18 protein-coding genes, 1 riboswitch and 1 other annotated feature are annotated in these 24,034 nt (G+C 30.3%); of the genes, 14 read left to right on the forward strand and 4 right to left on the reverse strand.

Going from position 1 to position 24,034, the window contains the following annotated elements:
- Positions 1 to 283: 283 nt before the first annotated feature.
- The 5 genes from pyrF to surE all read left to right on the forward strand — a co-directional run bounded on the left by pyrF (position 284) and on the right by surE (position 5,034).
- The gene (gene pyrF, locus AXY43_RS19990; RefSeq protein WP_105412037.1) at positions 284 to 1,156 is read left to right on the forward strand and encodes an orotidine-5'-phosphate decarboxylase; all 873 of its coding nucleotides are present in this window, start codon (positions 284 to 286) and stop codon (positions 1,154 to 1,156) included.
- 35 nt (positions 1,157 to 1,191) lie between these two features.
- The gene (locus AXY43_RS19995; protein WP_105412038.1) at positions 1,192 to 1,935 is read left to right on the forward strand and encodes a dihydroorotate dehydrogenase electron transfer subunit; all 744 of its coding nucleotides are present in this window, start codon (positions 1,192 to 1,194) and stop codon (positions 1,933 to 1,935) included.
- A 21-nt stretch (positions 1,936 to 1,956) separates the two neighbouring features.
- Entirely contained in the window at positions 1,957 to 2,853 is an 897-nt protein-coding gene (locus AXY43_RS20000; RefSeq protein ID WP_077856690.1) for a dihydroorotate dehydrogenase, read from the forward strand.
- 91 nt (positions 2,854 to 2,944) lie between these two features.
- Positions 2,945 to 3,619 (forward strand): orotate phosphoribosyltransferase, encoded by a 675-nt coding sequence (gene pyrE / locus AXY43_RS20005; RefSeq protein WP_105412039.1) that lies wholly within the window; start codon positions 2,945 to 2,947, stop codon positions 3,617 to 3,619.
- A 653-nt stretch (positions 3,620 to 4,272) separates the two neighbouring features.
- Positions 4,273 to 5,034 carry a 5'/3'-nucleotidase SurE gene (surE, locus tag AXY43_RS20010; RefSeq protein ID WP_105412040.1) on the forward strand — a complete coding sequence of 254 codons (762 nt, stop codon included), beginning with the start codon at positions 4,273 to 4,275 and terminating at the stop codon, positions 5,032 to 5,034.
- 33 nt (positions 5,035 to 5,067) lie between these two features.
- On the opposite strand, the gene AXY43_RS20015 is transcribed toward surE, so the two are convergent.
- On the reverse strand, positions 5,068 to 6,450 hold the full coding sequence (locus tag AXY43_RS20015) for a DUF2334 domain-containing protein (protein WP_105412041.1): 1,383 nt from the start codon (positions 6,448 to 6,450) through the stop codon (positions 5,068 to 5,070).
- Between the two features lie 643 nt (positions 6,451 to 7,093).
- Between AXY43_RS20015 and pflB (AXY43_RS20020) the strand changes: the two genes are divergently transcribed.
- The 3 genes from pflB (AXY43_RS20020) to pflB (AXY43_RS20030) all read left to right on the forward strand — a co-directional run bounded on the left by pflB (AXY43_RS20020) (position 7,094) and on the right by pflB (AXY43_RS20030) (position 12,889).
- Positions 7,094 to 9,325 carry a formate C-acetyltransferase gene (gene pflB / locus AXY43_RS20020; RefSeq protein WP_087702180.1) on the forward strand — a complete coding sequence of 744 codons (2,232 nt, stop codon included), beginning with the start codon at positions 7,094 to 7,096 and terminating at the stop codon, positions 9,323 to 9,325.
- A gap of 342 nt (positions 9,326 to 9,667) precedes the next feature.
- Entirely contained in the window at positions 9,668 to 10,393 is a 726-nt protein-coding gene (gene pflA / locus AXY43_RS20025; RefSeq protein WP_011968353.1) for a pyruvate formate-lyase-activating protein, read from the forward strand.
- A 96-nt stretch (positions 10,394 to 10,489) separates the two neighbouring features.
- Positions 10,490 to 10,588, forward strand: a riboswitch (ZMP/ZTP riboswitch).
- Between the two features lie 69 nt (positions 10,589 to 10,657).
- Entirely contained in the window at positions 10,658 to 12,889 is a 2,232-nt protein-coding gene (gene pflB / locus AXY43_RS20030) for a formate C-acetyltransferase (protein WP_023973487.1), read from the forward strand.
- Between the two features lie 233 nt (positions 12,890 to 13,122).
- On the opposite strand, the gene AXY43_RS20035 is transcribed toward pflB (AXY43_RS20030), so the two are convergent.
- Positions 13,123 to 13,284 (reverse strand): rubredoxin, encoded by a 162-nt coding sequence (locus tag AXY43_RS20035; RefSeq protein ID WP_105412042.1) that lies wholly within the window; start codon positions 13,282 to 13,284, stop codon positions 13,123 to 13,125.
- Positions 13,285 to 13,444: 160 nt separating this feature from the next.
- Positions 13,445 to 14,074, reverse strand: a complete 630-nt coding sequence (locus AXY43_RS20040; protein WP_039770473.1) for a 3'-5' exonuclease — start codon at positions 14,072 to 14,074, stop codon at positions 13,445 to 13,447.
- 262 nt (positions 14,075 to 14,336) lie between these two features.
- Here AXY43_RS20040 and AXY43_RS20045 point away from each other — a divergent pair, with 262 nt between their 5' ends.
- Positions 14,337 to 15,287 carry an L-lactate dehydrogenase gene (locus AXY43_RS20045; RefSeq protein ID WP_023973486.1) on the forward strand — a complete coding sequence of 317 codons (951 nt, stop codon included), beginning with the start codon at positions 14,337 to 14,339 and terminating at the stop codon, positions 15,285 to 15,287.
- 883 nt (positions 15,288 to 16,170) lie between these two features.
- Here AXY43_RS20045 and AXY43_RS20050 read toward each other — a convergent pair.
- Positions 16,171 to 17,142, reverse strand: a complete 972-nt coding sequence (locus AXY43_RS20050) for a biotin--[acetyl-CoA-carboxylase] ligase (protein ID WP_105412043.1) — start codon at positions 17,140 to 17,142, stop codon at positions 16,171 to 16,173.
- 185 nt (positions 17,143 to 17,327) lie between these two features.
- Here AXY43_RS20050 and AXY43_RS20055 point away from each other — a divergent pair, with 185 nt between their 5' ends.
- From AXY43_RS20055 to AXY43_RS20075, 5 genes are all read left to right on the forward strand, one after another.
- Positions 17,328 to 18,350: a phosphodiester glycosidase family protein gene (locus AXY43_RS20055; protein ID WP_039770471.1), complete on the forward strand. Its 1,023-nt coding sequence runs from the start codon at positions 17,328 to 17,330 to the stop codon at positions 18,348 to 18,350.
- Positions 18,351 to 18,370: 20 nt separating this feature from the next.
- Positions 18,371 to 19,417 carry a hypothetical protein gene (locus AXY43_RS20060; protein ID WP_039770470.1) on the forward strand — a complete coding sequence of 349 codons (1,047 nt, stop codon included), beginning with the start codon at positions 18,371 to 18,373 and terminating at the stop codon, positions 19,415 to 19,417.
- Between the two features lie 483 nt (positions 19,418 to 19,900).
- Complete coding sequence (locus AXY43_RS20065) at positions 19,901 to 20,542, forward strand: site-2 protease family protein (RefSeq protein ID WP_011968361.1); 642 nt, start codon at positions 19,901 to 19,903, stop codon at positions 20,540 to 20,542.
- A gap of 55 nt (positions 20,543 to 20,597) precedes the next feature.
- Positions 20,598 to 20,876 (forward strand) — a binding site (T-box leader).
- Positions 20,877 to 21,057: 181 nt separating this feature from the next.
- Positions 21,058 to 22,749 (forward strand): arginine--tRNA ligase, encoded by a 1,692-nt coding sequence (gene argS, locus AXY43_RS20070; RefSeq protein WP_023973482.1) that lies wholly within the window; start codon positions 21,058 to 21,060, stop codon positions 22,747 to 22,749.
- Positions 22,750 to 22,888: 139 nt separating this feature from the next.
- Positions 22,889 to 24,034 carry an AI-2E family transporter gene (locus AXY43_RS20075; RefSeq protein ID WP_077723707.1) on the forward strand — a complete coding sequence of 382 codons (1,146 nt, stop codon included), beginning with the start codon at positions 22,889 to 22,891 and terminating at the stop codon, positions 24,032 to 24,034.

Here is a 24,034-nt window from a genome sequence, read left to right on the forward strand (position 1 = left end):
TTAAGAACAGTTCACATTAGAAAAAAGCGCAAAGCGCAATAAAGAATATTTCGCATTAAAAAAGCACGCACATATGAAATATCAGAGAATTTCAATAAAGAACTTTTAAGCGCAACTATGATTATAAATTGGGAAGCGGACATGTGTAAAATAAGAGTGGCTTAAATAGTATCATAAGTAGAAAATGGAGAACATAATTAAGAAAATTATAAGATATGAGTTCCTAAAGGAATTAATTGTGAATTCTGACTGTGGACTAAATAGGGTTGGAGGGAGATCTGAAATGACAAATTACATAATTGATAAATTATACAATAGAGTTGAAGAAAGAGGAGTAGTTTGTGTAGGGTTGGATACTGCATTAAGCTATATTCCAAATCATATAAAAGAAGGTAGAACTGACAGTGAAGCTATCTTTGAATTCAATAAACAAATAATAGATGCGACTTGGGATGTATCAGCATGCTTTAAGGTTCAAATTGCTTACTATGAAGCATTAGGACTTGAAGGGTTAATTGCCTATAAGAAAACGCTAGACTACTTAAGAGATAAAGGTGAAATTATAATAGCTGATATTAAAAGAGGGGATATAGCAGCGACAGCAACAATGTATGCAAAAGCTCATTTTGATGGGGATTTTGAAGCGGATTTTATAACACTAAGTCCATATATGGGAATGGATAGTATTGAACCATATGTACCTTATTTAGATGAGGGAAGTAAAGGTGTGTTTAGCTTAGTCAGAACTTCAAATCCAGGTGCAGAAGATATTGAGTATCTAGATACTACTGGAGATAAGAAAGTTTATGAAGTTGTGGCAGATAAAATTACTGAAATGGGAAAAAAATATACTGGAAGTTGTGGATATACAGCAATTGGCGGTGTTATAGGATGTACGCATGTTGAAGAAGGAAAGAAAATAAGATTAAATTATAGCAATATGTTTTTCTTAATACCTGGATATGGTGCACAAGGCGGGAAAGCTGAAGATGTTGCACTATATTTAAACAATGGAAATGGTGGGGTTGTAAATTCTTCAAGGGGAATACTACTTGCTTACAAAAAAGAAAATAGAGAAAAAGAGTTTGCTTTATGCGCTAGAGAAGAAGCCATAAAGATGAGAGATGCAATAAGGGAAGCAGTGAAGAACGTATAAATTTTACATTAAAGATAACTTAAGGAGGCAGGGTTATGGCTATAACTTACAGAAATGCAAAAGTAGTTTCAAATAAAGAAATCTCGAAAGATATATATAAATTAGTAGTAGAAGATGATGCAGAAATAAAGGCAGGACAATTTTATATGTTAAAGCTAAATGGTGCAACATTTCTGCCAAGACCAATAAGTATATGTGAAAAATATGAGAATAAACTAACATTTTTATATGCTGTAGTAGGAAACGGAACTAAAGAGTTTACTAAGCTTAAAGAAGATGATGAAATAAGCTTAACAGGGCCTCTTGGAAATGGGTTTGATTTAGAGAAAGAATATAACAAGGTAGCACTGGTTTCAGGGGGAATTGGAACAGCACCAATGCTTGAACTAGCAAAGAAATTAAGAAAGAAAAATCCAGATCAAAAGATAGATCTTTATGCAGGATTCAGAGATGATGTTTACTTAATAGATGAGTTAAAGGAATACGTAAATGAAGTTTATATATCTACAAACACTGGAAAAAATGGGCATAAAGGATTTATTACCGAAATTTTAAAACCAGAAGATTACGATACCGTGTTATGCTGCGGACCAGAGATTATGATGAAAAAAGTTATAGATATGTGCAAAGAAAAGAATGTGGCTGTTTATGTATCTATGGAAAAGCATATGGCATGTGGAGTGGGTGCATGTTTAGTATGTACTTGTAAAACAAAAGATGGACATAAGAGAACGTGTAAAGATGGTCCAATATTTGATGGATACTATGTTGAACTATAATAACCAAAGGAGAAGAAGAATATGATGAAAGTAACTATTAATAATGTAGAATTTAAAAATCCTGTAATAGCAGCATCGGGAACCTTTGGTTTTGGTGAAGAATTTAATAATTTTTATGATGTTGGAATTCTTGGTGGAATATCTTCAAAAGGGCTTACAATAAACCCAAAGCAAGGTAATGAAGGGATAAGAGTATATGAAACACCATCAGGAATGATGAATTCAGTAGGATTACAAAATCCAGGAATAGATGCATTTATAGAAAATGAGCTTCCGAAAATGAGGAAGTACGGAACTAATGTTATAGCAAACATTGGGGGAGGATGCTTGGAAGACTATGAAGCTGCGGTAAGAAAAATTGATAGCAGTGATGTTGACATGATTGAACTTAATATTTCCTGCCCAAATGTAAAACATGGTGGTATGGCTTTTGGGATTAAGTCAAAAGTAGCATATGATGTGGTTAGAGAAATTAAAGCCATGACTAAGAAGCCGTTGATGGTTAAGTTATCTCCTAATGCAGAAGATATAGTAGATATGGCTGTAAAGTGCCAGGAGGCAGGAGCGGACTCTATATCACTAATAAATACCTTAAAAGGGATGGCTATAGATGTGTATAAAAGAAAGCCGGTATTTAATAATATAACTGCAGGTCTTTCGGGTCCAGCTGTAAAACCAATTGCTCTTAGAATGGTTTATGAAGTGGCTAAGGCTGTAGATATTCCAGTAATAGGACTTGGAGGAATATCAAGTGGTAAAGATGCCGTAGAATTTATGATGGCAGGAGCTAGCGCAGTACAGATAGGAACGATTAATTTTGTAAATCCTATGGCTGGGAAAGAAATAGTTGAAGAAATGGAAAGTTTCTTGAAGGAACAAGGAATTAAGGATATTAACGAGATTATAGGAATAATATAAATTGATCATAGATCCTAATTCCTAATAATGAAAATAAGCAACTGATAAGTGAATATTAATAATTACAAAGTAGATATTGGAGGAATTTTAAATGAAGGCATATAAGAAAGAATTTATCAATTTTATGATAGAATGTGGAGTACTTACATTTGGAGATTTTGTTACTAAGAGTGGAAGAAAGACTCCGTTCTTTGTTAATACAGGTAACTATCAAACAGGAAGCCAGTTAAGAAGACTTGGAGAATTTTATGCAGAGGCAATAAAAGAAAACTTTGCAGATGATTATGATGTATTATTTGGGCCTGCATACAAAGGAATTCCTCTAAGCGTTACAACATCTATTGCTTTGTCTAGCTCATTTGATATTGATGTAAGATATTGTTCAAATAGAAAAGAAGTAAAAGATCATGGAGATACAGGAATTCTTTTAGGAAGTAAACTAAATGATGGAGATAAAGTACTAATAGTTGAAGATGTTACAACAGCAGGAACATCAATTTACGAAACTATGCCTATCTTAAAAAGCCAAGCAGATGTTAATGTTAAAGGTATTATAATATCGGTAGATAGAATGGAAAGAGGGCAAGGCGAACAATCAGCATTAACTGAAATAAGAGAAAAATTCGGATTCAAAACTTGTGCCATAGTTACAATGGCGGAAGTTATTGAGTACTTATACAATAAAGAGATTAACGGAACTATACTTATAACAGACGAAGTTAAAGGTAGAATTGACGAATATTACAAACAATATGGTGCAAAATAAAAGTATTGCGAAGCACTAGAAGTGGAATATATGCGTTTGCTCCGGTTCCTTGAAGATTTTACTGGGTGATGCTATGATTATAAGTTGCACCCAAAGTGCTTGCTTCAAAGACTACGTTTTGAACAAGCACATTTGGAACAACTTATAATCTAGAATCACAGCCAGCAAAACCTTCTTATGAACACTTCGCAAAAACATATATTGTATTTCTAATATTTAGTGTAAATTCAAAGTAATGCATATTTAAGCAAGTATTTTTGTATTTATTTGGCTAGTAATACCTTTGGTATAACATATATAAACTTTAGAGTATAAATTAATTGACATTTTTAATTCCTATTTAATATAGGAGGTATTATAATTTCTTTAAGATACTATTTGTTAAGTATATATGGTAACAGCAGAACAAAGAAATAGAATACATATATGTGGAGCAGGCATTGAAAAATAAGCTGCTGGAATATCTTAATGGTAAGTTGTTCCACTTTCGCTTGTCCTGTGCTTGTCACAGGAGCATGCAGAAGTGGTGCAACTTTCTATTTAGATATTCCCAGAGAAATTTTTCACAGTCCTGAGGAACATATATGCATTCTATTTCGGTTGTTCATTTCTTCACATTAAGTTGTGATCGAATACATTTACAAGGAGGAAATATGAATATTTTAATTACTAACGACGATGGAATAAATGCACCAGGAATAATTGCTTTAGCAAAGGAAATTTCTAAGGATCATAAGGTCGTAATTGTTGCGCCCAAGGATCAAAAAAGTGCGTCTAGTCATTCAATATCTATTCATAGTCCGATTAAAATTAAAGAAGAATTCATTGAAGGCTTAGATTGTAAGGCTTATAGTGTTTCAGGAACGCCTGCTGATTGTACTCAAGTTGGGTTATCCTTTTTGAAAGAGAATATAGAACTTGTAATATCTGGCATAAATAAAGGACCAAATGTAGGAACTGATATTTTATACTCAGGTACTGTTTCAGCAGCAATAGAAGGAACTATATATGGAATTCCATCAATTGCGGTTTCAATGGATGTTGAATATGGGAAAGATAATGAGGATTATTCTAAGGCTGTTAAATGGGCGATAAAAGTTTTAAATATAGCAAAGGAAGAATACTTAAAAAGTGATGTGGTATTAAATCTTAATATTCCAAATTTTAATGAAAGAGATATAAAGGGCATCAAAGTCTGTAAGATTGGAAGGTCCACATATAAAACAGAATATATACTTTTAGAAAGTAATGAAGAAGGTGACTTGTATACAACAAAAGGAACAAGAAATGCTATCAAGGAAGAAGAAAGTGATGTATATTATCTATCTCAAGGATATGTTACATTAACACCGCTTCATTTTGATTTTACTAATTTTGCAATATTAAGTGATGTTACGAAAATATTTGAAAAATAAAAGGCTTGTCATATGCGTGGCAAGCCTTTTTTACTACTTATTTATAAGATTATCAATATGAACAGTAGTATAATCATTATCTTTAAGTGCTTTTACTATTTGTTGCAAAGGTGAACGTGTATCATAATTCACGTTAAGTTTGTTTCCATTTAGGTTAAAGTTTATATAATCTATTTCTATAGATGGATGATAATAAAAGCTATTAAGCGTATCAGCATCTCCTTCATTAATCGTATTTACCATACGAGTCGTATCTGTTGATGGATCAGCTATACGACCTAATGGAGTTGGAACAAATAAGTGAGAATCATCTGGCTTATATATGTTCTTTTTTGTATAATCATATGGCTCGTATATGAACTGAAAATATTCACTAATTATTTTCTTTTGTTGCTCAGTATCTCTGTAATGAGGGCTTTCGTAATACGAGATAGGAATATTTAGAGCACTTGCAGTATCTATACCTTTTTCTATTACTGCTCTAGTCTCAGCTTCTGTACTATTTACGTCTTTAGACATTTCTTCACCAGTTCCGCTTGAGTCATTACCAGATTGATGAGTATATCCGTGTAAACCTATTTCTCCACCTTTATTAAGAGCATAATCTAATACATCTACAAATCCTACATTTACAATGTTATCATTCGTCAACAAATCATTATCAAAATTTGCTGAAGGAACTACAAATCTAGGTATCCATGAAATATGAAATTTCAGTCCTTGGGAAAATAGCAAATTAGCCATTATCTTTATTTTTGTTTGATTTTTATCTACAACATTTGTATAACCGCAACCAAAATCTTCAAAACGTATTAAACCAATTTTATCGCTATATAGTATAGCTGAATCTTCTGGTTCCTTTACATCGTTAGGTATTAGGTTTATTTTTTTGTTCTGAAAGTCAAATACGGCAAATAAATCAAAAATTTCTTCTATATCTGAAATTGAAATATAATAGCTACCATTATTGTTAAGTAAATTACCACGAAGATTACCTTTTCTAGAATTCTTTTCATAAGTGGTTTCATTTAAGAAAATTTTATTACTATCATTATATATTGATATGGAGTTATTAGAAGTATCTAAAGTATAATTGAGTTTACTGCAAATAAAAGTTAGAGGTATATAATACCTTTGGGCTTTTAGCAGCATCGGAACATTAGTTAGATTTCCTGTATTTAAAATATTTAGGGTTACATCATTTACTTTCGTTACAGGCTTGTCTGAAAATTTAATTTTGGGCGTATATGTACTTTTAAATTTTTCCTCTGGTAGCATACTTGAGTATAATGTTTTATTAATAATAGTTAGATTCTTTCTAAAAAAATTAAAATAAGAAAGAACTTGATATAATATAAAGACAGATAGAGCTATTGCTAAAAAAGAAAATAAAGATAGTTTAGCATTCCTTTGCATATGTTTTCTCCCCTTTGAATTATGTATAAACAATATTGTAACAAAATTATATCATTATTTTGTGTCAATTATTTTGTACGAATGTTAAATTTATGTTATAAATTCTAAAAAAAGTTGACAAAGAAAACTTTTTGGTATAGTTTTATAAACTTATGAATCTAAAATATGAAATTCAAAAATGGATTTTAAAAGATTGAAGAATATTTAAAAATTATAAATGTAAATAACATTATGTTTAAAACGTTTTCTGATAATACTAATATGTCAATATAAATTAATTTATACACTGAAAGAAAAATATTATAAATTTAAGAAATGGTAAAGGTTATAATATTTGCAGTTAGTAATCTAGAGATAAATAAATCAATAACTTGATTTATTTATTAATAATATTTTTTATAAATTAAAGATAATATCTTAATTAGCAATAAGTGACAAGTTAAGGGGAAAATTTATTTCGCGAACTTATAGAAATATTATCTTATGAAAGTCTGATAGATTTATTAACAAAAAAGTGAAACTAATTACTAACTGATAAAAGATATCATTGACATGCATTTAATTAAAGTATACAATAATGGTATGAATTAATTGATTAAAAATTAACAAAGTTTTTAATCAAAAGTATAAAGGAGGAAAACTAATGTTTAAACAATGGGATGGATTTAAAAACGGAACATGGCAAGAGAGTATTGACGTAAGAAACTTTATACAAAAAAATTATAAGTTATATGAAGGAGATTCAACTTTCCTAGAAGATAAAACTGAAAAAACAAGTAAAGTATGGGCGAGAGCTTATGAATTAATAGTAGAAGAAGTTAAAAAAGGAATTATAGATGTAGCGAATGATAGAGTATCAGGAATAGATAACTATGAACCTGGATATATAGATAAAGATAACGAAGTTATAGTTGGGCTTCAAACAGATGCACCACTTAAGAGAATAGTAAATCCATTTGGTGGAATGAGAATGGTTCAAAGCTCTTTAAAAGAATATGGATATGAGTTAGATAAAAATATCGAAGAATATTTTCCTAAGTACAGAAAGACTCACAACGAAGGTGTATTTGATGCGTATACAAAAGAAATAAGGCTTGCCCGAAGTGCGGGATTATTAACAGGTCTTCCCGATGCTTATGGTAGAGGAAGAATAATTGGCGATTATAGAAGAGTAGCTCTTTATGGTATAGATTACCTAATAGAAGAAAAGAAAAGGGATCTTGATAATCTAAATGGTGATATGCTTGATGAGTTAGTAAGAAAAAGAGAAGAAGTTTCAATGCAGATCAGAGCTTTAGGCGAAGTAAAATCAATGGCATCAAAATATGGAATTGATATATCTAAGCCAGCATCAAATGCAAGAGAAGCAGCACAACACTTATATTTTGGATACTTAGCAGGAATTAAGGAAAACAATGGAGCTGCAACATCATTTGGAAGAACTTCAACCTTCTTAGATATTTATATTGAAAGAGATCTAGAAGCAGGATTAATTACAGAAAAAGAAGCTCAAGAAATTGTTGACCAACTAATTATAAAGTTAAGATTAGTTAGACACTTAAGGACTCCAGAATATAATGAATTATTTGGTGGGGATCCAACTTGGGTAACTGAATCAATTGGTGGTGTAGGTATTAATGGTAAGCCGCTTGTAACTAAGAATTCATTTAGATATCTTCATACTTTAATAAATTTAGGAACATCAGCAGAACCAAACTTAACAGTTTTATGGTCAGATAAGCTTCCAGAAAGCTTTAAGAAATATTGTGCAGAAATCTCAATAAAAACAGACTCTATTCAATATGAAAATGATGAAGTTATGAGACCGGTTTATGGTGATGATTATGCAATAGCTTGCTGCGTATCAGCTATGAAGGTTGGTAAACAAATGCAATTCTTTGGAGCTAGAGCAAATATAGCTAAATCGCTTTTATATGCTATAAATGGTGGAGTCGATGAATTAAAAGGTATTAAAGTAGTACCAGGAATTGAAAAACTTACAGACGAAGAAATTCTTGATTTTAATAAAGTAAAGTCAAATTACTTCAAAGTATTAGAATATGTAGCAAAAGTTTATGTAGATACAATGAACATAATTCACTTTATGCATGATAAATATGCTTATGAAGCAGGCCAAATGGCACTACATGATACAGCAGTAGAAAGATTAATGGCATTTGGTATTGCAGGACTTTCAGTAGCAATAGATTCATTATCGGCTGTAAAATATGCAAAAGTTAAACCAATTAGAAATGAAGAAGGTATAACTGTAGATTTTGAAGTTGAAGGAGATTTCCCTAAATACGGAAATGATGATGACAGAGCAGATGATCTAGGCGTAGAATTAGTAACTAAATTCTCAAATGAGCTTAAGAAACATCCACTATACAGAGATGCAAAACATACATTATCAGCGCTAACAATCACATCAAATGTAATGTATGGTAAGAAAACAGGGACAACTCCAGATGGTAGAAAGAAAGGCGAACCACTTGCTCCGGGAGCAAATCCAATGCATGGAAGAGATATTAATGGAGCATTAGCATCACTTAACTCAGTAGCTAAAATACCATATAATGAAATTTGTCAAGATGGAGTATCTAATACATTCTCAATAGTTCCAGATGCACTTGGAAAAGATGAGAATCAAAAGATAACTAACCTAGTTGCAATATTAGATGGATATTTTACTCAAGGGGCTCATCACTTAAATGTTAATGTTCTTAATAGACAAACATTGATAGATGCTATGGAAAATCCCGATAAATACCCAACACTTACAATAAGAGTATCAGGATATGCGGTTAATTTTAGCAGATTATCAAAAGAACAACAATTAGAAGTTATAAGCAGAACATTCCATGAGAGCATCTAATGAGAAGTAGAATAATGTATATTATTTAAGGATTACTATAAAATAAAAAAATTTTGGAGGAAGGGGAAGGTGAACTTTCCCTTCTTTTGCCTTATGATGAAGAAACAATAGAGTTAGATAATATTAAGTAATGATATAGTGTACCATATACAATTCGCTTAAATATTAATAGCTTATTTAAGGGAATAATAAATTAATATATATTCTAAAAGTGTTAATTCAATAAGCGTTCTCTTAAAATACTAGATAATGTCCCCAAATAATTTTATAGAGGATGAATTATATTATTTAGAACTTATGTATATTAATTTGAAGTATAATAAAGTATAGGGGGTGTAACAAATGGTAAAAGGTAATGTTCATTCAATAGAGAGCATGGGTCTTGTGGACGGACCAGGAATTAGAGTAGTAGTGTTTTTGCAAGGTTGTGCGTTAAGATGTAAGTATTGTCATAATCCTGATACTTGGGCTACTAATGGTGGAGAGGAATATACTCCAGAACAGCTAGTTAATAAGATTGAAAGATTTAAAACTTATTTTGCAAGTAGTGGAGGAGGAGTCACATTCTCAGGTGGAGAGCCTTTAAGGCAGCCAGAATTTCTACTAGAAACTCTTAAACTATGCAAAAGTAAAGGAATTAATACTTGTATTGATACAGCAGGTTATGGATTTGGTGATTATGATGAAATATTAAAATATACAGATTTAGTTTTATTTGATATAAAACATTTTACACCAGAAGGATACAAAAATATAACTTTAATGAATATAGATGAATCCTTGAAATTCTTAGAAGCGATGAAGAGAAATAATACAAAGATGTGGATAAGGCATGTTGTGGTTCCGGGATTAACAGACGATGTAGAACATTTAAAGGAACTTAAAAAATACATCGACGAGATACCTAATGTTGAGAAAGTAGAATTACTTCCATATCATTTATTAGGTACAAATAAGTATGAAGGACTAGGGATTAAATATCCTCTTGAAAATGTAAAAGCTATGGATAAAGAATTAATTAAAAAATACCAGAAAGAGATATTTGGAGATTATTCTTATGGCAAATAAGATGGGTTCGTTATTTCTTCATTATGCCTAATACTAATAAGTGTAAAATTATTCTTGTTGACAAACTAAATGGTTTGGTATTATTCTTATATTAGATATTAGTCATATGACTGACGGAAGTGGAGTTACCACATGAAGTATGACTAGGCATATTATCTTATATGCCACAAAAAGCCGACCGTCTGGGCAAAAAAAGCCTGGATTGCGTCGGCTTTTTTATATGGAAAAAATTATATAATTAAATTATTTTAGGGAGGAAAAATTATGTTTAAACAATGGGAAGGATTCAAAAATGGAACATGGCAAGAGGGTATTGATGTAAGAAACTTTATACAAAAAAATTATAAATTATACGAGGGTGATGGAAGTTTCTTAGAAGAGAAAACAGAAAGGACAAGCAAAGTCTGGGACAAAGCTTATGCCTTAATAGTTGAGGAAGTAAAAAAGGGAATAATTGATGTTGCTACAGATATAGTATCAGGGATAGATAATTATGATCCTGGGTATATAGATAGAGATAACGAAGTTATAGTTGGGCTTCAAACAGATGCACCACTTAAGAGAATAGTAAATCCATTTGGTGGAATGAGAATGGTTCAAAGTTCATTAAAGGAATATGGATATGAACTTGATCCAGAAATTAATAAGAATTTTTCAAAATACAGAAAGACTCACAACGAAGGTGTTTTTGATGCGTATACAAAAGAAATAAGAGCAGCGAGAAGTGCTGGATTATTAACAGGCCTACCAGATGCATACGGTAGAGGAAGAATAATAGGTGATTATAGAAGAGTAGCTCTTTATGGCATAGATTACTTAATAGAAGAAAAGAAAAAGGATCTTGATAATCTAAACGGTGATATGCTTGATGAATTAGTAAGAAAAAGAGAAGAAGTTTCAATGCAGATTAGAGCTTTAGGTGAAGTAAAATCAATGGCAGCGAAATATGGAATTGATATATCTAAGCCAGCATCAAATGCAAAAGAAGCAGCACAACACTTATACTTTGGATACTTAGCAGGAATTAAGGAAAACAATGGAGCTGCAACATCCTTTGGAAGAACTTCAACTTTCTTAGATATATACATTGAAAGAGATTTAGAAGCAGGGTTAATTACAGAAAAGGAAGCTCAAGAAATAGTTGATCAATTAATTATAAAGTTAAGATTGGTAAGACACTTAAGAACTCCAGAATATAATGAATTATTTGGTGGGGATCCAACTTGGGTAACTGAATCAATTGGTGGTGTGGGCATTAATGGTAAGCCACTTGTAACTAAGAATTCATTTAGATATCTTCATACTTTAATTAATCTTGGAACATCAGCAGAGCCAAACTTAACAGTTTTATGGTCAGATAAGCTTCCAGAAAGCTTTAAGAAATATTGTGCAGAAATATCAATAAAAACAGATTCAATTCAATATGAAAATGATGAAGTTATGAGACCGATTTATGGTGATGATTATGCAATAGCTTGCTGCGTATCAGCTATGAAGGTTGGTAAACAAATGCAATTCTTTGGAGCTAGAGCAAATATAGCTAAATCACTTTTATATGCCATAAATGGTGGAGTAGATGAATTAAAAGGTATTAAGGTAGTACCAGGAATTGAAAAGCTTACAGACGAAGAAATTCTTAATTTTGATAAAGTAAAAGCAAATTACTTCAAAGTATTAGAGTATGTAGCAAAAGTTTATGTAGATACAATGAACATAATCCACTTTATGCATGATAAATACGCTTATGAAGCAAGTCAAATGGCTCTTCATGATACAGCAGTAGAAAGATTAATGGCATTTGGTATTGCAGGTCTATCAGTAGCAATAGATTCATTATCAGCTATAAAATATGCAAAAGTTAAACCAATTAGAAATGAAGAAGGTATAACTGTAGATTTTGAAGTTGAAGGAGATTTTCCTAAATACGGAAATGATGATGACAGAGCAGATGATCTAGGCGTAGAATTAGTAACTAAATTCTCAAATGAGCTTAAGAAACATCCACTATACAGAGATGCAAAACATACATTATCAGCGCTAACAATCACATCAAATGTAATGTATGGTAAGAAGACAGGGACAACTCCGGATGGAAGAAAGAAAGGTGAACCACTTGCTCCAGGAGCAAACCCAATGCATGGAAGAGATATTAATGGAGCATTAGCATCACTTAACTCAGTAGCTAAAATACCATATAATGAAATTTGCCAAGACGGTGTATCGAATACATTCTCAATCGTTCCAGATGCACTTGGAAAAAATGAAGATCAAAAGATTAATAACCTAGTTGCAATATTAGATGGATATTTTACTCAAGGAGCTCATCACTTAAATGTTAATGTTCTTAATAGACAAACATTAATAGATGCAATGGAAAATCCAGATAAGTATCCAACACTTACAATAAGAGTATCAGGATATGCGGTTAATTTTAGCAGATTATCAAAAGAACAACAATTAGAAGTTATAAGCAGAACATTCCATGAAAGTATTTAGTAAAATAAAATTATTGTGTTTATAGTAAAGTTTTGATGAATTTAAATGCACAAAAATTTTAAGAAAATATAAATGGCTTGAAGCTAATAAATTAATTACAAATATAAAAAGACTATAGGACATAATATTCCAGTCCATATAGTCTTTTTGATTTCATATGAAAATATTAATTTAAGTTTTCTTTAAGTATACTAATTTTTACGAGATGAGTTAAATATAATTTTTATAATGTGTTATTCTAGTACAGAAAAATTATCTTTGTTAAAAGCGCAAATTGGACATACCCAATAATCAGGCAAATCATTAAAATCTACATGTGGAGTAATTCCACCATCAGGATCTCCAAGTTCAGGATCATAAATATATCCGCATACTTCACAAACATATTTTTTCATTTTATCACCTCATTTATAAATTAAACAAGACAAGAATAAATTTTAAAACTGTCTAAATCTAAAGTTCTAAATACCATAAAGAATAGATAGAGTAAAAACCACAAGTTATAGTATATTATATGATATTTTTATTGAGGTGTTAATTAATAAAAATTATATTTTATTTTAAGCCGTTTGAGTTCTTAGCTAGAAGATTTGAAAAATACCCTTTTGGAAAGTAGCCTTTCTTTAATCCTTCGATAACAGTTAAATATGTTGCAGCTGTATCAAATCTGGCATCATGATAATTTCCACTACCTTCAAATAATTTTTCAGATGTTTCAACAATTTGCTCGCTTGAAATATTTAACCAATCTATCACTTCAGATAATTTTGGATTTTTGATTTCTCCATTGGCTTTTGGAATCTTACATATATCTCTATAGTAAGCCATAGTGCAGAAAACATTTTTTGGGTAAAAATCCTCTCCTAAAGATAATAGTTCATGTTTTAAAAATCTAACATCAAAATTAACATTATGACCGATTAGAAAATCAGCAGTCATAAAATCATTAAGAAATTCAGGTACTAAATCCTCAAAATATTGTCCATTAGATAATTCATAAAGCTTCTCTAAAGAAAAACCATGAATTTCTTGGGCAGAAGGGTCCATCTCGTCGACTGTAAAAAAGAAATTTTTACCAGTCGTTATCTGAGGTTTTTTACTAGCATCAACAGTTATGTAACTTAACTGACATATGCTGCCTGGTTTTATACTAGTGGTTTCTGTATCAAAAAATAATAATTTCATTAAAGTGTACCTCCATCTTCTGCGTAAAACATTTAAAAATAATTACGTCTATATGCTTACTAATAAATTCATTATTAAGTTGCTAAATTTAATTATATAGTATTTACGAAAAAATTCAAATAAGGTATAATCAGATAAGAATGATTATTAATTAATAAAATTGTTGGATAATAATTTAAGATGAAACTTTTTAGGAGCAAATAATAAATTTGTTATCTGGAAAGAATAGAATTAATATTGTATTAATTAGGAGGAATATATAATGGTAGAAAGAAAACGTAAAATATCTGTGATTGGTGCAGGTTTTGTAGGTGCAACAACAGCATATGCATTAATGAATAGTGGAGTAGCTACAGAAATATGTTTATTTGATATAAATATGGATAAAGCAATGGGAGAAGTTATGGATTTAGTTCATGGTACTTCTTTTGTAAAGCCTGTTAGCATTTATGCAGGAAGTATTGAAGAAACTAGAGATTCAGATATAGTTATAATTACAGCTGGTGCAGCTCAAAAAGAAGGGGAAACTAGACTAGATCTTATTGAAAAAAATTACAATATATTTAAGAGCTTTGTTCCACAAATAGCAGCGGCAAGCCCAAATGCTATTTTGTTAGTAGTATCAAATCCATGTGATGTGCTTGCATATATAACTTATAAGTTATCTGGATTCCCTAGGGAAAGAGTAATAGCATCAGGAACTGTATTAGATACGTCAAGATTAAAATACGTTATTGGTAAATACTTTAATGTAAATAATAATAATATCCATGCGTATGTTTTGGGAGAACATGGTGATAGCGAAGTTGTAAGTTGGAGCACTGCAAGCATAGCTGGAGAAACTTTTGAAGAATATGCTAAAAAGTTCAATTTAGAGTGGGATGATGATGTAAAATCAGTAATAGAAAGCGATGTTAAAAATGCAGCTTATGAAATAATAAGCAGGAAAAATGCTACTTATTTTGCTGTAGCATTAGCAGTAAATACAATAGTAGAAGCTATATTAAGAGACGAAAATACTATTTTAACTGTATCATGTTTGATGCAGGGAGAGTATGGAATAGAAGATGTTTACTTAGCAGCCCCAACAATTTTAAATAGTAAGGGTGTTGTAAGAATTGTAAACCCTGTTCTAAATGATGAAGAATTGAAAAAATTAAAAGAATCAGCAAGTGTTCTAAAAGGACATATTGAAAAAGTTGTGAATAAATAACTAGAATTAACTAAAGGTATTGTGTACTAAGCGAAATATAAAAATACTTGCAGTATGAGTAAGTTCTAAGTTTACTGCTGAACTCTCGAAAGGGAATATATGCGTTTGTTCTGGTTCTCTGAAGATTTTACCGGGTGATTCTAAGAATAGAAGTTGTGCCCAAAATGCTAGCCTCAAAAGCAAGTTTTGAACTAGCATATTTGGAACAACTTCTAATCTAAGAATCGCAGCCGGCAAGATCTTCTAATGAACATTGCACAAAAGCATATATTCTTTTTCTTTATTTAGTAGTAAACTTAAATCAAATTCATATTTATGCAATATCCCATCTAATAATTGACTTAAATATTTTAGAGTCTATATTGATTCCTAAGTTTTTCTCACATAATATTTGAAAAAGTAGCTGGTAAAAGATACCACTACACATTCGTCTGTGACTTTTTCTTATAACTATCATCATAAATTTATAATATTTGAAATACTCAAAATGATAGCAAAACAAAGAAAGACAATACATATATGTGGCTTAAGAATTTGGGAATACGCTATAAGAATATGTTAATGATAGATTTTATTGATATACTTCGGTTATTTCACACATAGATAACGGCCTAAAGTTAAGAGTAGACATTAATTTTAGTATATGCCAGAAAAGAAGATCATGCTTTTGTGGAGGCGTTACATAGAGGATTTGGCTGTAGATATTTCTTCAGTAGAAGTTGTTTCATTTTTGCTTGTCCTGCACTTGCTGTAGGAACATGCAAAAATGGGTACAACTTCTGCTGCTAGAAATTCACAGCCAAATCCTCAGTAACCTGAACAAATGCATGATCTTCTTTTCGATAATATATATACTTAACTTTAAACATTGCAATATAAATTTTTAATTCATTCCATTAAAACTAATCTCTCCAGTAATTACAGCTTTTTCATTTCCGTTGCTATCTATGACCATAAGGTCGCCGTTATCAGAAACAGAAACACAGGTAACAATTTCTTCATTATTATATGTGATTAATTTTGCCTTTCGACCTAAAATGTTGGAATGATCTCGGCAGATTGAAATTGTCTCGGAAAGATCTAATTTATTTATGAAGTTATTGTATAATACTTCGAAATTATTTAAGAAAGCTGAAAGTATCTCAGTTCTTTTGAAATCTTTATCATATTCAATCTTTAGTGAAGTGGCAATTGCTTTTATATTATCATAAAAGTCACTTTCATCTATATTAATATTCATCCCTACGCCCAAAACTAAATAATGAACACTATCCATGTCACATTTCATTTCAGCTAGGATTCCACAAAACTTTTTGTCATTCAAAAGTATATCATTAGGCCATTTAATGGTTGAATTAATACCTAAATTACTTAGTGTCTTATATACAGAAGCAGCAGCAATTTGAGTTATTTTAGGAGCTTCCGTTGGAGGAAGTTTAGGTCTTAATATTAATGAAAACCAAAGACCGCCATTTGGAGAAACCCATTTCCTATTGAAGCGACCACTTCCTAAAGTTTGCTTTTCTGCAATTACTATAGTACCGTGTTCGATTTCTTTCTGTGCAAGCTCTTTTGCTTTAATATTTGTAGAATCTATTTCATCAAAGTAAACTATGCTTTTTCCAATAGCAGATGTTTTTAATAAAGGTAGAATTTCATTTTTATTTAATAAATCAGGAGAATTAAGTAATTTGTATCCCTTATTAGAAATTCCTTCTATTATATAGCCTTTTAATTTTAAGTTTTTTATATGTTTCCATATAGCAGTTCGTGAAACATTTAAAGTAGAACTTAGGTATTCGCCAGAAACATAATCTTGAGATTTTTTTAATTCATTTAAAATTTTATCTTCCATTTATATATACCTCCTAAGACTAATTATAACATAATGTGAGTATTTAAAAGCAAAATCCAAGTACCAAATAGAATAAAATGCTGGAAAAATGAAATTATTGTAATCTAATTGAAAATATTATATAATTAGGTCTGGTGTAATTTTTATAAATGCAACTAAAATGCATTTTTAGAGAGGATAATAAAATGGATATAAATAGAAAAAATAAGAAATCTAAGGTAAAAAAAAGCAAGAAAAGAGTAAATAAGATTTCATTTAAGACATTAGCTATATTTTTTGCATTTGAATTATTTTTTACTGGATGTACATTCCCATTTTTACTTTTATATGGACCATTTGATAATGCGAAAAGCCAATATGTTGGAGCAGCAATGACTTCAATGAGTCATCAATATCTGGCTACATGGTTCTTATCAGATAAAAAAATAGCAGAAATTATGGGAGAAAACTCAACTGAAGAAACTAGTGAAACTACCAATATATCTGATATTAAAGTTCCAAAGGTTAAAGATGATACTATAGAACTTCATGATATAGAAAATTCTAAGTATAATGGTTATTATTTGGTGGTAAAAGACCCAACAAGAGTTAAAATTGGAGTAAGTTCTAAATTGGGAGTTGAAGGTGAAACTACATCAACAATTGCTGAAAACAATGATGCTATAGCTGCTATTAATGGGGGAGCATTTACAGATCAATCATCTGCTGCTCAGTGGACAGGAAATGGTGGATTGGCATCAGGAATTGTAATGACTGGTGGTGAAGTGAAAGTTAATGATGTAGGAGATAACCCAACAACAACTTTTGGGATAGATAAAAATGGAGTAATGGTTGTAGGTGATTATACAGTAGATAAACTTAAAGAACTTGGAATTCAAGAAGCTTTAAGTTTTGGTCCGGCATTAATAATTAATGGAAATATGGTAAAGATAAACGGTGATGGAGGATTTGGGACAGCCCCTAAAACTGCTATAGGACAAATGAAGGATGGCTCAATAATTCTCCTAGTTATAGATGGTAGAGAAATTGGAAGCATAGGAGCAACATTAAAGGAATTACAAGAAATTATGCATCAGCTAGGTGCATGGAATGCAATGAACTTGGATGGTGGAAAATCGACAACATTGTATTACTATGGAGAAGTTAGAAATAAACCATCAAATAGTATGGGAGAAAGAACTATTCCAACAGCAGTTATTGTTAAATAAACAGAAGGTGAGGTAGAATTATGAAGATGTTTAAGAAGATAACTGCATGGGCATTGTTATCTATACTATTACAAATTTCTGGCTTATATATTTTAGAAAATTTTATTTTTAAGCATACGTCAGAATTTAAAAGTAATAAAATAGAAGTTCAAAAAAAGGATAATACAAAAGATATTTCAGCATCTATTCCGGGAAGTGCAAAAGATACTAAAATATCAGATGATGGTAAATACATATGTTACCAGGATGGCGAAAGTGTGTATTTGGAAGATACCAAGACGGGAACAAGTAATCCAATTACAACGGAAAAAAAGGGTACAATTATGTATTATGATTGGCTTTTAGAAAGAGATATACTAGTAATAGCTCAGAAGATTGAAAAAGATGGGGAATCTAAAGTTCAGCTTATAACATATAATGCTAAAGATTTAACAGAAACAGTTGCAAGTAAAGAAGATATTTGCACATACCAAGAGGGTATGGAAGTTAAAAAGATAACCACTTCTGTCTTTACAGGTGTATTTTATGTAGAAATATATACAGGTGGTTTAAAGAGCGCAGTTTATAGATTTGATAGAGATTATGAAAGAAAAAAGGTTCCTCTAGCAGTTAATGTTTTAGGAAATATGAAAGTAATGCCTCACAACGATAGATTAATATATGAAGATAAGTTGAATAGTAAATTTTTTGTTACCAGCCCCAATAAGCAATTAACATTTAGTGGTAATAAAAATCTGACACTTCTTGGAATCGACAGAAATGATGTGATTTATATTGGTGAGCTTAACGGTGATAAAATTACCAGTATCACTTATGGAAAAGTTGATGAAGATACAGCAAATTGGAAAAAGGCAACACTTGATTCGGTTGTAAGTGCTAATGACTTGTATTTTAGTAATAAAAGTGAAATACTAGTTAATGATAATCTTAAAGGTAGTGTCAAGAATTTAAGTACAGGAAAAGAAGTTGAATATGAAGGAAAACTTGTTCAGATTAAAGAAGATTTCATAGCGACTGAAGATAATAGCGGAAAATTAGTTTATAAAAGTTTAAATAATAGTAAATAAAGATGGTAAATAAAGAGTGTTTAATTAAATTGAAATTAAACACTCTTTATTAAATTAGATCTTATAATGTATATGTTGTAACTGAGTTTCTACCTTTTGTCTTAATTGAGCATTTGTTTTACTAAAATTTTAAATGTAGGTTTATTAGTACAACATATAGAACAATGTTCTGATATAAACTAATAAGTGCATTTACATTGTTGATAGTAATCTTTTATGATATAATGTTGGGAATAAATAGTAAGCAATATATACATTTTATATAAACATTTAAGACACTATAATAGCGTAAGGAAGATAAAAAATATATATACCTAAAAAGTTTAATTTATAAAAGTTTATCTTAAACTATTAGGTAACAAAAATGAATAAGTCTATAAGAACAGAGTAATATTATTTAGTTGAAATATATATGTTCTTTTAATAGGATTTGTTCTAAGTATGATATAATATAAAACATACATATCGAAAAAGGAGGAAAACATGAATTCAGTACTTAATATGATTTTAATGATTCCAGGGATGCTTATCGCTTTTACATTTCATGAATATGCACATGCATTAATAGCAGATAGAATGGGAGATAAGACACCAAGGTTTCAAGGAAGATTGACTTTAAATCCAATTGCGCATATTGATCCTATAGGATTTGTGGCTGTACTTATCTTTAGCTTTGGATGGGCAAAGCCAGTACAAACTAATCCATCGGCATATAAAAACTATTATAAAGATGACTTGAAAGTAAGTTTAGCTGGACCAATTGCAAATTTTTTAGTTGCCATAGCAACTTCAATAGTTTTGGGACTTTATTATAGTTTTGCATATAGATTTTTACCAGATGCATTAGCTGGTGTTTTAGAGCGAATGATATATATGACGCTTGTTATTAATGTAAATATAGGATTATTTAATTTGATACCAATACCAGGACTAGATGGCTTTAGTCTTTTAAGAGATTTAAGTCCAAATACGTTCTATAGATTTGAAGAAAAATTTTATCAATATCAAATGTTCATTATGTTAGCGTTAATCTTTGTTGGAGGAAGAATAATTTCTATACCAGCCGGCGTTATACGTAATATGCTTTTAGGGATTACTAATTTAATAACACGTTTCCTATTTTAAAAATAAAGTTGACAAAATTTAAGATAATTTGTATAATTTATTATCATTAATATTGAAAAATTCTAAGAAGAGGAAAGTAGTTTAATTAATTCCTTTAGCGAATAGGGAGATGGTGTAAGCCCTATGGATAGATTAAGTGAAAAGAGCCTTGGAGAAATCACCTGAAATAAGTAGTTGAAAAGATAATAATCTAATATAGCTGGTATGATATATTAATTATTATTTTTAAACCTTTAGTAGGGCTGGTCGCAAGTTAAATTGCGTTAAAAGTTGAGAGGTATTTTATTTATATAAAATACAATAAGAGTGGTACCGCGGATAATTCGTCTCTTTTTATTTAAGAGGCGGATTTTTTTTGTTCTTTAGAAATCTATATCGAAGTTAAATTTGTGCATTTATTATGAGAAATACTGACTAAGAAAATTAAATTTTGAGAAAGAATAAAGAAATACATTCTTACAAATTATAAAGTTATTTAATTTATGAAGAGTTTGTCTAAATATAAGGAGGATATTATGGATTATAAAAGTAAAGTTGCAGAACTAATAAAAAAACATGTGGAATTAGAAATTGAAGCTATTGAAAAATTGATTGAAATACCGCCAAAGCCAGAAATGGGAGATTATGCATTTCCATGTTTCCAATTGTCAAAGGTTATGAGAAAAGCTCCAAATATGATAGCAGAAGAATTGAAGAATTCTATGTCAACTGATGGATTTGAAAGAATTGAGAATTTAGGGCCATATGTTAACTTCTTCGTTGATAAAGGAGTATTTGCAGAAAATACGATCAAAAAGGTTTTAGCAGATGGAGAAAATTATGGAGCATCAAATATAGGGGAAGGGAAAACAGTTTGCGTTGAATATTCTTCGCCTAATATAGCAAAACCTTTTCATGTTGGTCACTTATTCACTACAGCTATAGGTAATTCTTTATATAAGATGTTTAAGAAGGAAGGATATAATACTGTAGGATTGAATCACTTGGGAGATTGGGGAACTCAATTTGGTAAGCTTATAAGTGCGTATGATAGATGGGTAGACGAAGAGGCATTAGAAAAGGCTCCAATTGATGAATTACTTAGAATATATGTTAAATTCCACGAAGAGGCTGAAAAAGATCCTTCATTAGAAGATGAAGCAAGAGCAAATTTTAAGGCACTAGAGACTGGTGATGAAAAAGCAACAGCACTTTGGACTAGATTTAGAGAGTTGAGCTTAAAAGAATTTGAAAGAGTTTATAACATTTTAGGAGTTAAATTTGATTCATTAGCTGGAGAAGCATTTTATAATGATAAGATGGATGTTGTTGTTGATGAATTGAAAGAAAAAGGACTTCTTGTAGAAAGTAATGGGGCTCAAGTTGTAATGCTTGAAGAATATAATATGCCGCCTTGTATAGTACTTAAAGGTGATGGTGCATCGATATATGCTACAAGAGACTTAGCAGCTGCTATGTATAGAAAGAAAACTTATGATTTTCATAAATGTGTTTATGTAGTTGGAACGCCTCAAGCACTTCACTTCAAACAAGTATTTAAAGTGTTAGAACTTGCAGGACATGAATGGTCTAAAGACTGTGTTCATGTAGGCTTTGGGTTAGTTAAATTTGCAGATAGAAAACTTTCAACTAGAAATGGATCGATTGTTTTACTTGATGATTTACTTCGTGAAGCTGTAGAGAAGACAATGGAAGTTATAAATGAAAAAAATCCAGAACTTGAAAATAAAGAGGAAGTTGCAAAGAAAATTGGTGTCGGAGCAGTAATCTTTACTTATCTTAAAAACTCAAGAGAAAAAGATATTGTTTTTGATTGGAAGGAAATATTATCATTTGATGGAGAAACTGGCCCATATGTTCAATATTCATATGCAAGAGGAAATAGTATATTAAACAGAGGTAAAGAATGTACTGGAACTGTTGACTATAGTAAATTATCTTCAAAAGAAGAATTTGAGTTAGTTAAGAGTATAGCTAACTTTAATAGCGTAATAACTTTAGCCTTAGATAAGTTAGAACCTTCAATATTAACAAGATACGTAATTGAAGTTGCAAAAGGATTTAATAAATTCTATAATGCGCATTCGGTATTGAACTTAGAAGATGAGGATTTAAAAGCTACAAGATTAAACTTAGTTAAAGCAAGTTTACAAGTAATAAAAAATGGATTAGAGTTACTTGGAATAGATGTAGTAGAAAAAATGTAGTTATTTAATATTAAATTTATTATAATTTTTTGAAATAGAGGGATGTCTTATGTAGCAACCCTCTATTTTTTGACTCGTTAATTTCTTTTATATGCCTTAAAAAATGATATATGGTATAATTGAAAAAAGCATGGAAAGGATGTGGAATGAATTGTTTATAAATAGAAATATTAAATATAGGGATATATTAATATTTGCTTTAATAGGTGTAATTGGATACAAACTTATAGATAATTATAATTTTTTCTTTGATATAGGCAGAAAAGTTTTATCTATTATGTCACCTTTTATATATGCTATTATTTGTGCTTATATATTAAATCCAGTAGTAAGTTTTTTTGAAAATAATTTTAAAACTAAAAGAGCAATATCGATATTGATTACATATTTTATAATTATAGCTTTAATTATTATAATATTATTTTTTACGATACCAAGTATAGTAGATAGTATAGTAAATATAACTAGAGAAATGCCGGCCTATGTGGAAATTATACAAAAGTGGATCAATACTCTTCTTCAAAATGAAAGAATAAAGACACTGATTGTACAAGCGGGACTTTTAAATAAGCTACAGGAAATGTCAAGCCAGATAGGAAGTGTAACAATAGGACTACTACAAAATTTTATTATGTACTTATTATCATTTACATCAAATTTAGTTAGTGTGATTTTTGGTTTTTTAATTTCAATTTATGTTTTAATGGATAAAGAAAAGTTGTTAAAACGTGCTAGAACCATAACATATATGATTTTTAATGAAGAAAAGGGGAATAAGTTAGTTACATTTATTAGAACCTATAATAAAATGATAGGAGTTTATATAGGGATAAAAGCAATTGATTCAGCAATAATAGGTTTTATATCACTTATAGGTCTATTAATTGTTGGGGAACCCTATGCACCACTAATAGCCCTGATAGAAGGGATTACTAATATGATTCCTTATTTTGGACCACTTATTGGTGAAGTAGTCGGTGCGGGAGTTGCAATCTTTGTTTCACCTATGAAGGCTTTTATGGTATTCATACTTTTACTTTGTATTCATCTTTTTGATGCTTGGTACCTTGATCCTAAGCTTATAGGGAAAAAGGTTGGAGTCAGTCCATTAGGGATAATATTAGGAGTTGCAATAGGCGGTGGCTTTTGGGGACCTTTTGGAATGCTTCTAGGATCACCTACAATGGCAACCATAAAAATATATTATGAGAAAACAGTAGAGGAGTTTAGAAAAAAGAATCCAGGATTAGTTAAGAAAGAAAGTCTTGGAGAAATTGATTTATAA

The sequence above is a fragment of the Clostridium sp. MF28 genome (genome assembly GCF_002969175.1).
In the GTDB taxonomy this organism is placed as follows: Bacteria; Bacillota; Clostridia; order Clostridiales; family Clostridiaceae; genus Clostridium; species Clostridium beijerinckii.

Bases quoted from the DNA above. Each gene is read 5' to 3' on its own strand.
- pyrF (WP_105412037.1), top strand. From the start codon at position 284: ATGACAAATTACATAATTGATAAATTATACAATAGAGTTGAAGAAAGA.
- AXY43_RS19995 (WP_105412038.1), top strand. From the start codon at position 1,192: ATGGCTATAACTTACAGAAATGCAAAAGTAGTTTCAAATAAAGAAATC.
- AXY43_RS20000 (WP_077856690.1), top strand. From the start codon at position 1,957: ATGATGAAAGTAACTATTAATAATGTAGAATTTAAAAATCCTGTAATA.
- pyrE (WP_105412039.1), top strand. From the start codon at position 2,945: ATGAAGGCATATAAGAAAGAATTTATCAATTTTATGATAGAATGTGGA.
- surE (WP_105412040.1), top strand. From the start codon at position 4,273: ATGAATATTTTAATTACTAACGACGATGGAATAAATGCACCAGGAATA.
- AXY43_RS20015 (WP_105412041.1), bottom strand. From the start codon at position 6,450: ATGCAAAGGAATGCTAAACTATCTTTATTTTCTTTTTTAGCAATAGCT.
- pflB (WP_087702180.1), top strand. From the start codon at position 7,094: ATGTTTAAACAATGGGATGGATTTAAAAACGGAACATGGCAAGAGAGT.
- pflA (WP_011968353.1), top strand. From the start codon at position 9,668: ATGGTAAAAGGTAATGTTCATTCAATAGAGAGCATGGGTCTTGTGGAC.
- pflB (WP_023973487.1), top strand. From the start codon at position 10,658: ATGTTTAAACAATGGGAAGGATTCAAAAATGGAACATGGCAAGAGGGT.
- AXY43_RS20035 (WP_105412042.1), bottom strand. From the start codon at position 13,284: ATGAAAAAATATGTTTGTGAAGTATGCGGATATATTTATGATCCTGAA.
- AXY43_RS20040 (WP_039770473.1), bottom strand. From the start codon at position 14,074: ATGAAATTATTATTTTTTGATACAGAAACCACTAGTATAAAACCAGGC.
- AXY43_RS20045 (WP_023973486.1), top strand. From the start codon at position 14,337: ATGGTAGAAAGAAAACGTAAAATATCTGTGATTGGTGCAGGTTTTGTA.
- AXY43_RS20050 (WP_105412043.1), bottom strand. From the start codon at position 17,142: ATGGAAGATAAAATTTTAAATGAATTAAAAAAATCTCAAGATTATGTT.
- AXY43_RS20055 (WP_039770471.1), top strand. From the start codon at position 17,328: ATGGATATAAATAGAAAAAATAAGAAATCTAAGGTAAAAAAAAGCAAG.
- AXY43_RS20060 (WP_039770470.1), top strand. From the start codon at position 18,371: ATGAAGATGTTTAAGAAGATAACTGCATGGGCATTGTTATCTATACTA.
- AXY43_RS20065 (WP_011968361.1), top strand. From the start codon at position 19,901: ATGAATTCAGTACTTAATATGATTTTAATGATTCCAGGGATGCTTATC.
- argS (WP_023973482.1), top strand. From the start codon at position 21,058: ATGGATTATAAAAGTAAAGTTGCAGAACTAATAAAAAAACATGTGGAA.
- AXY43_RS20075 (WP_077723707.1), top strand. From the start codon at position 22,889: ATGTGGAATGAATTGTTTATAAATAGAAATATTAAATATAGGGATATA.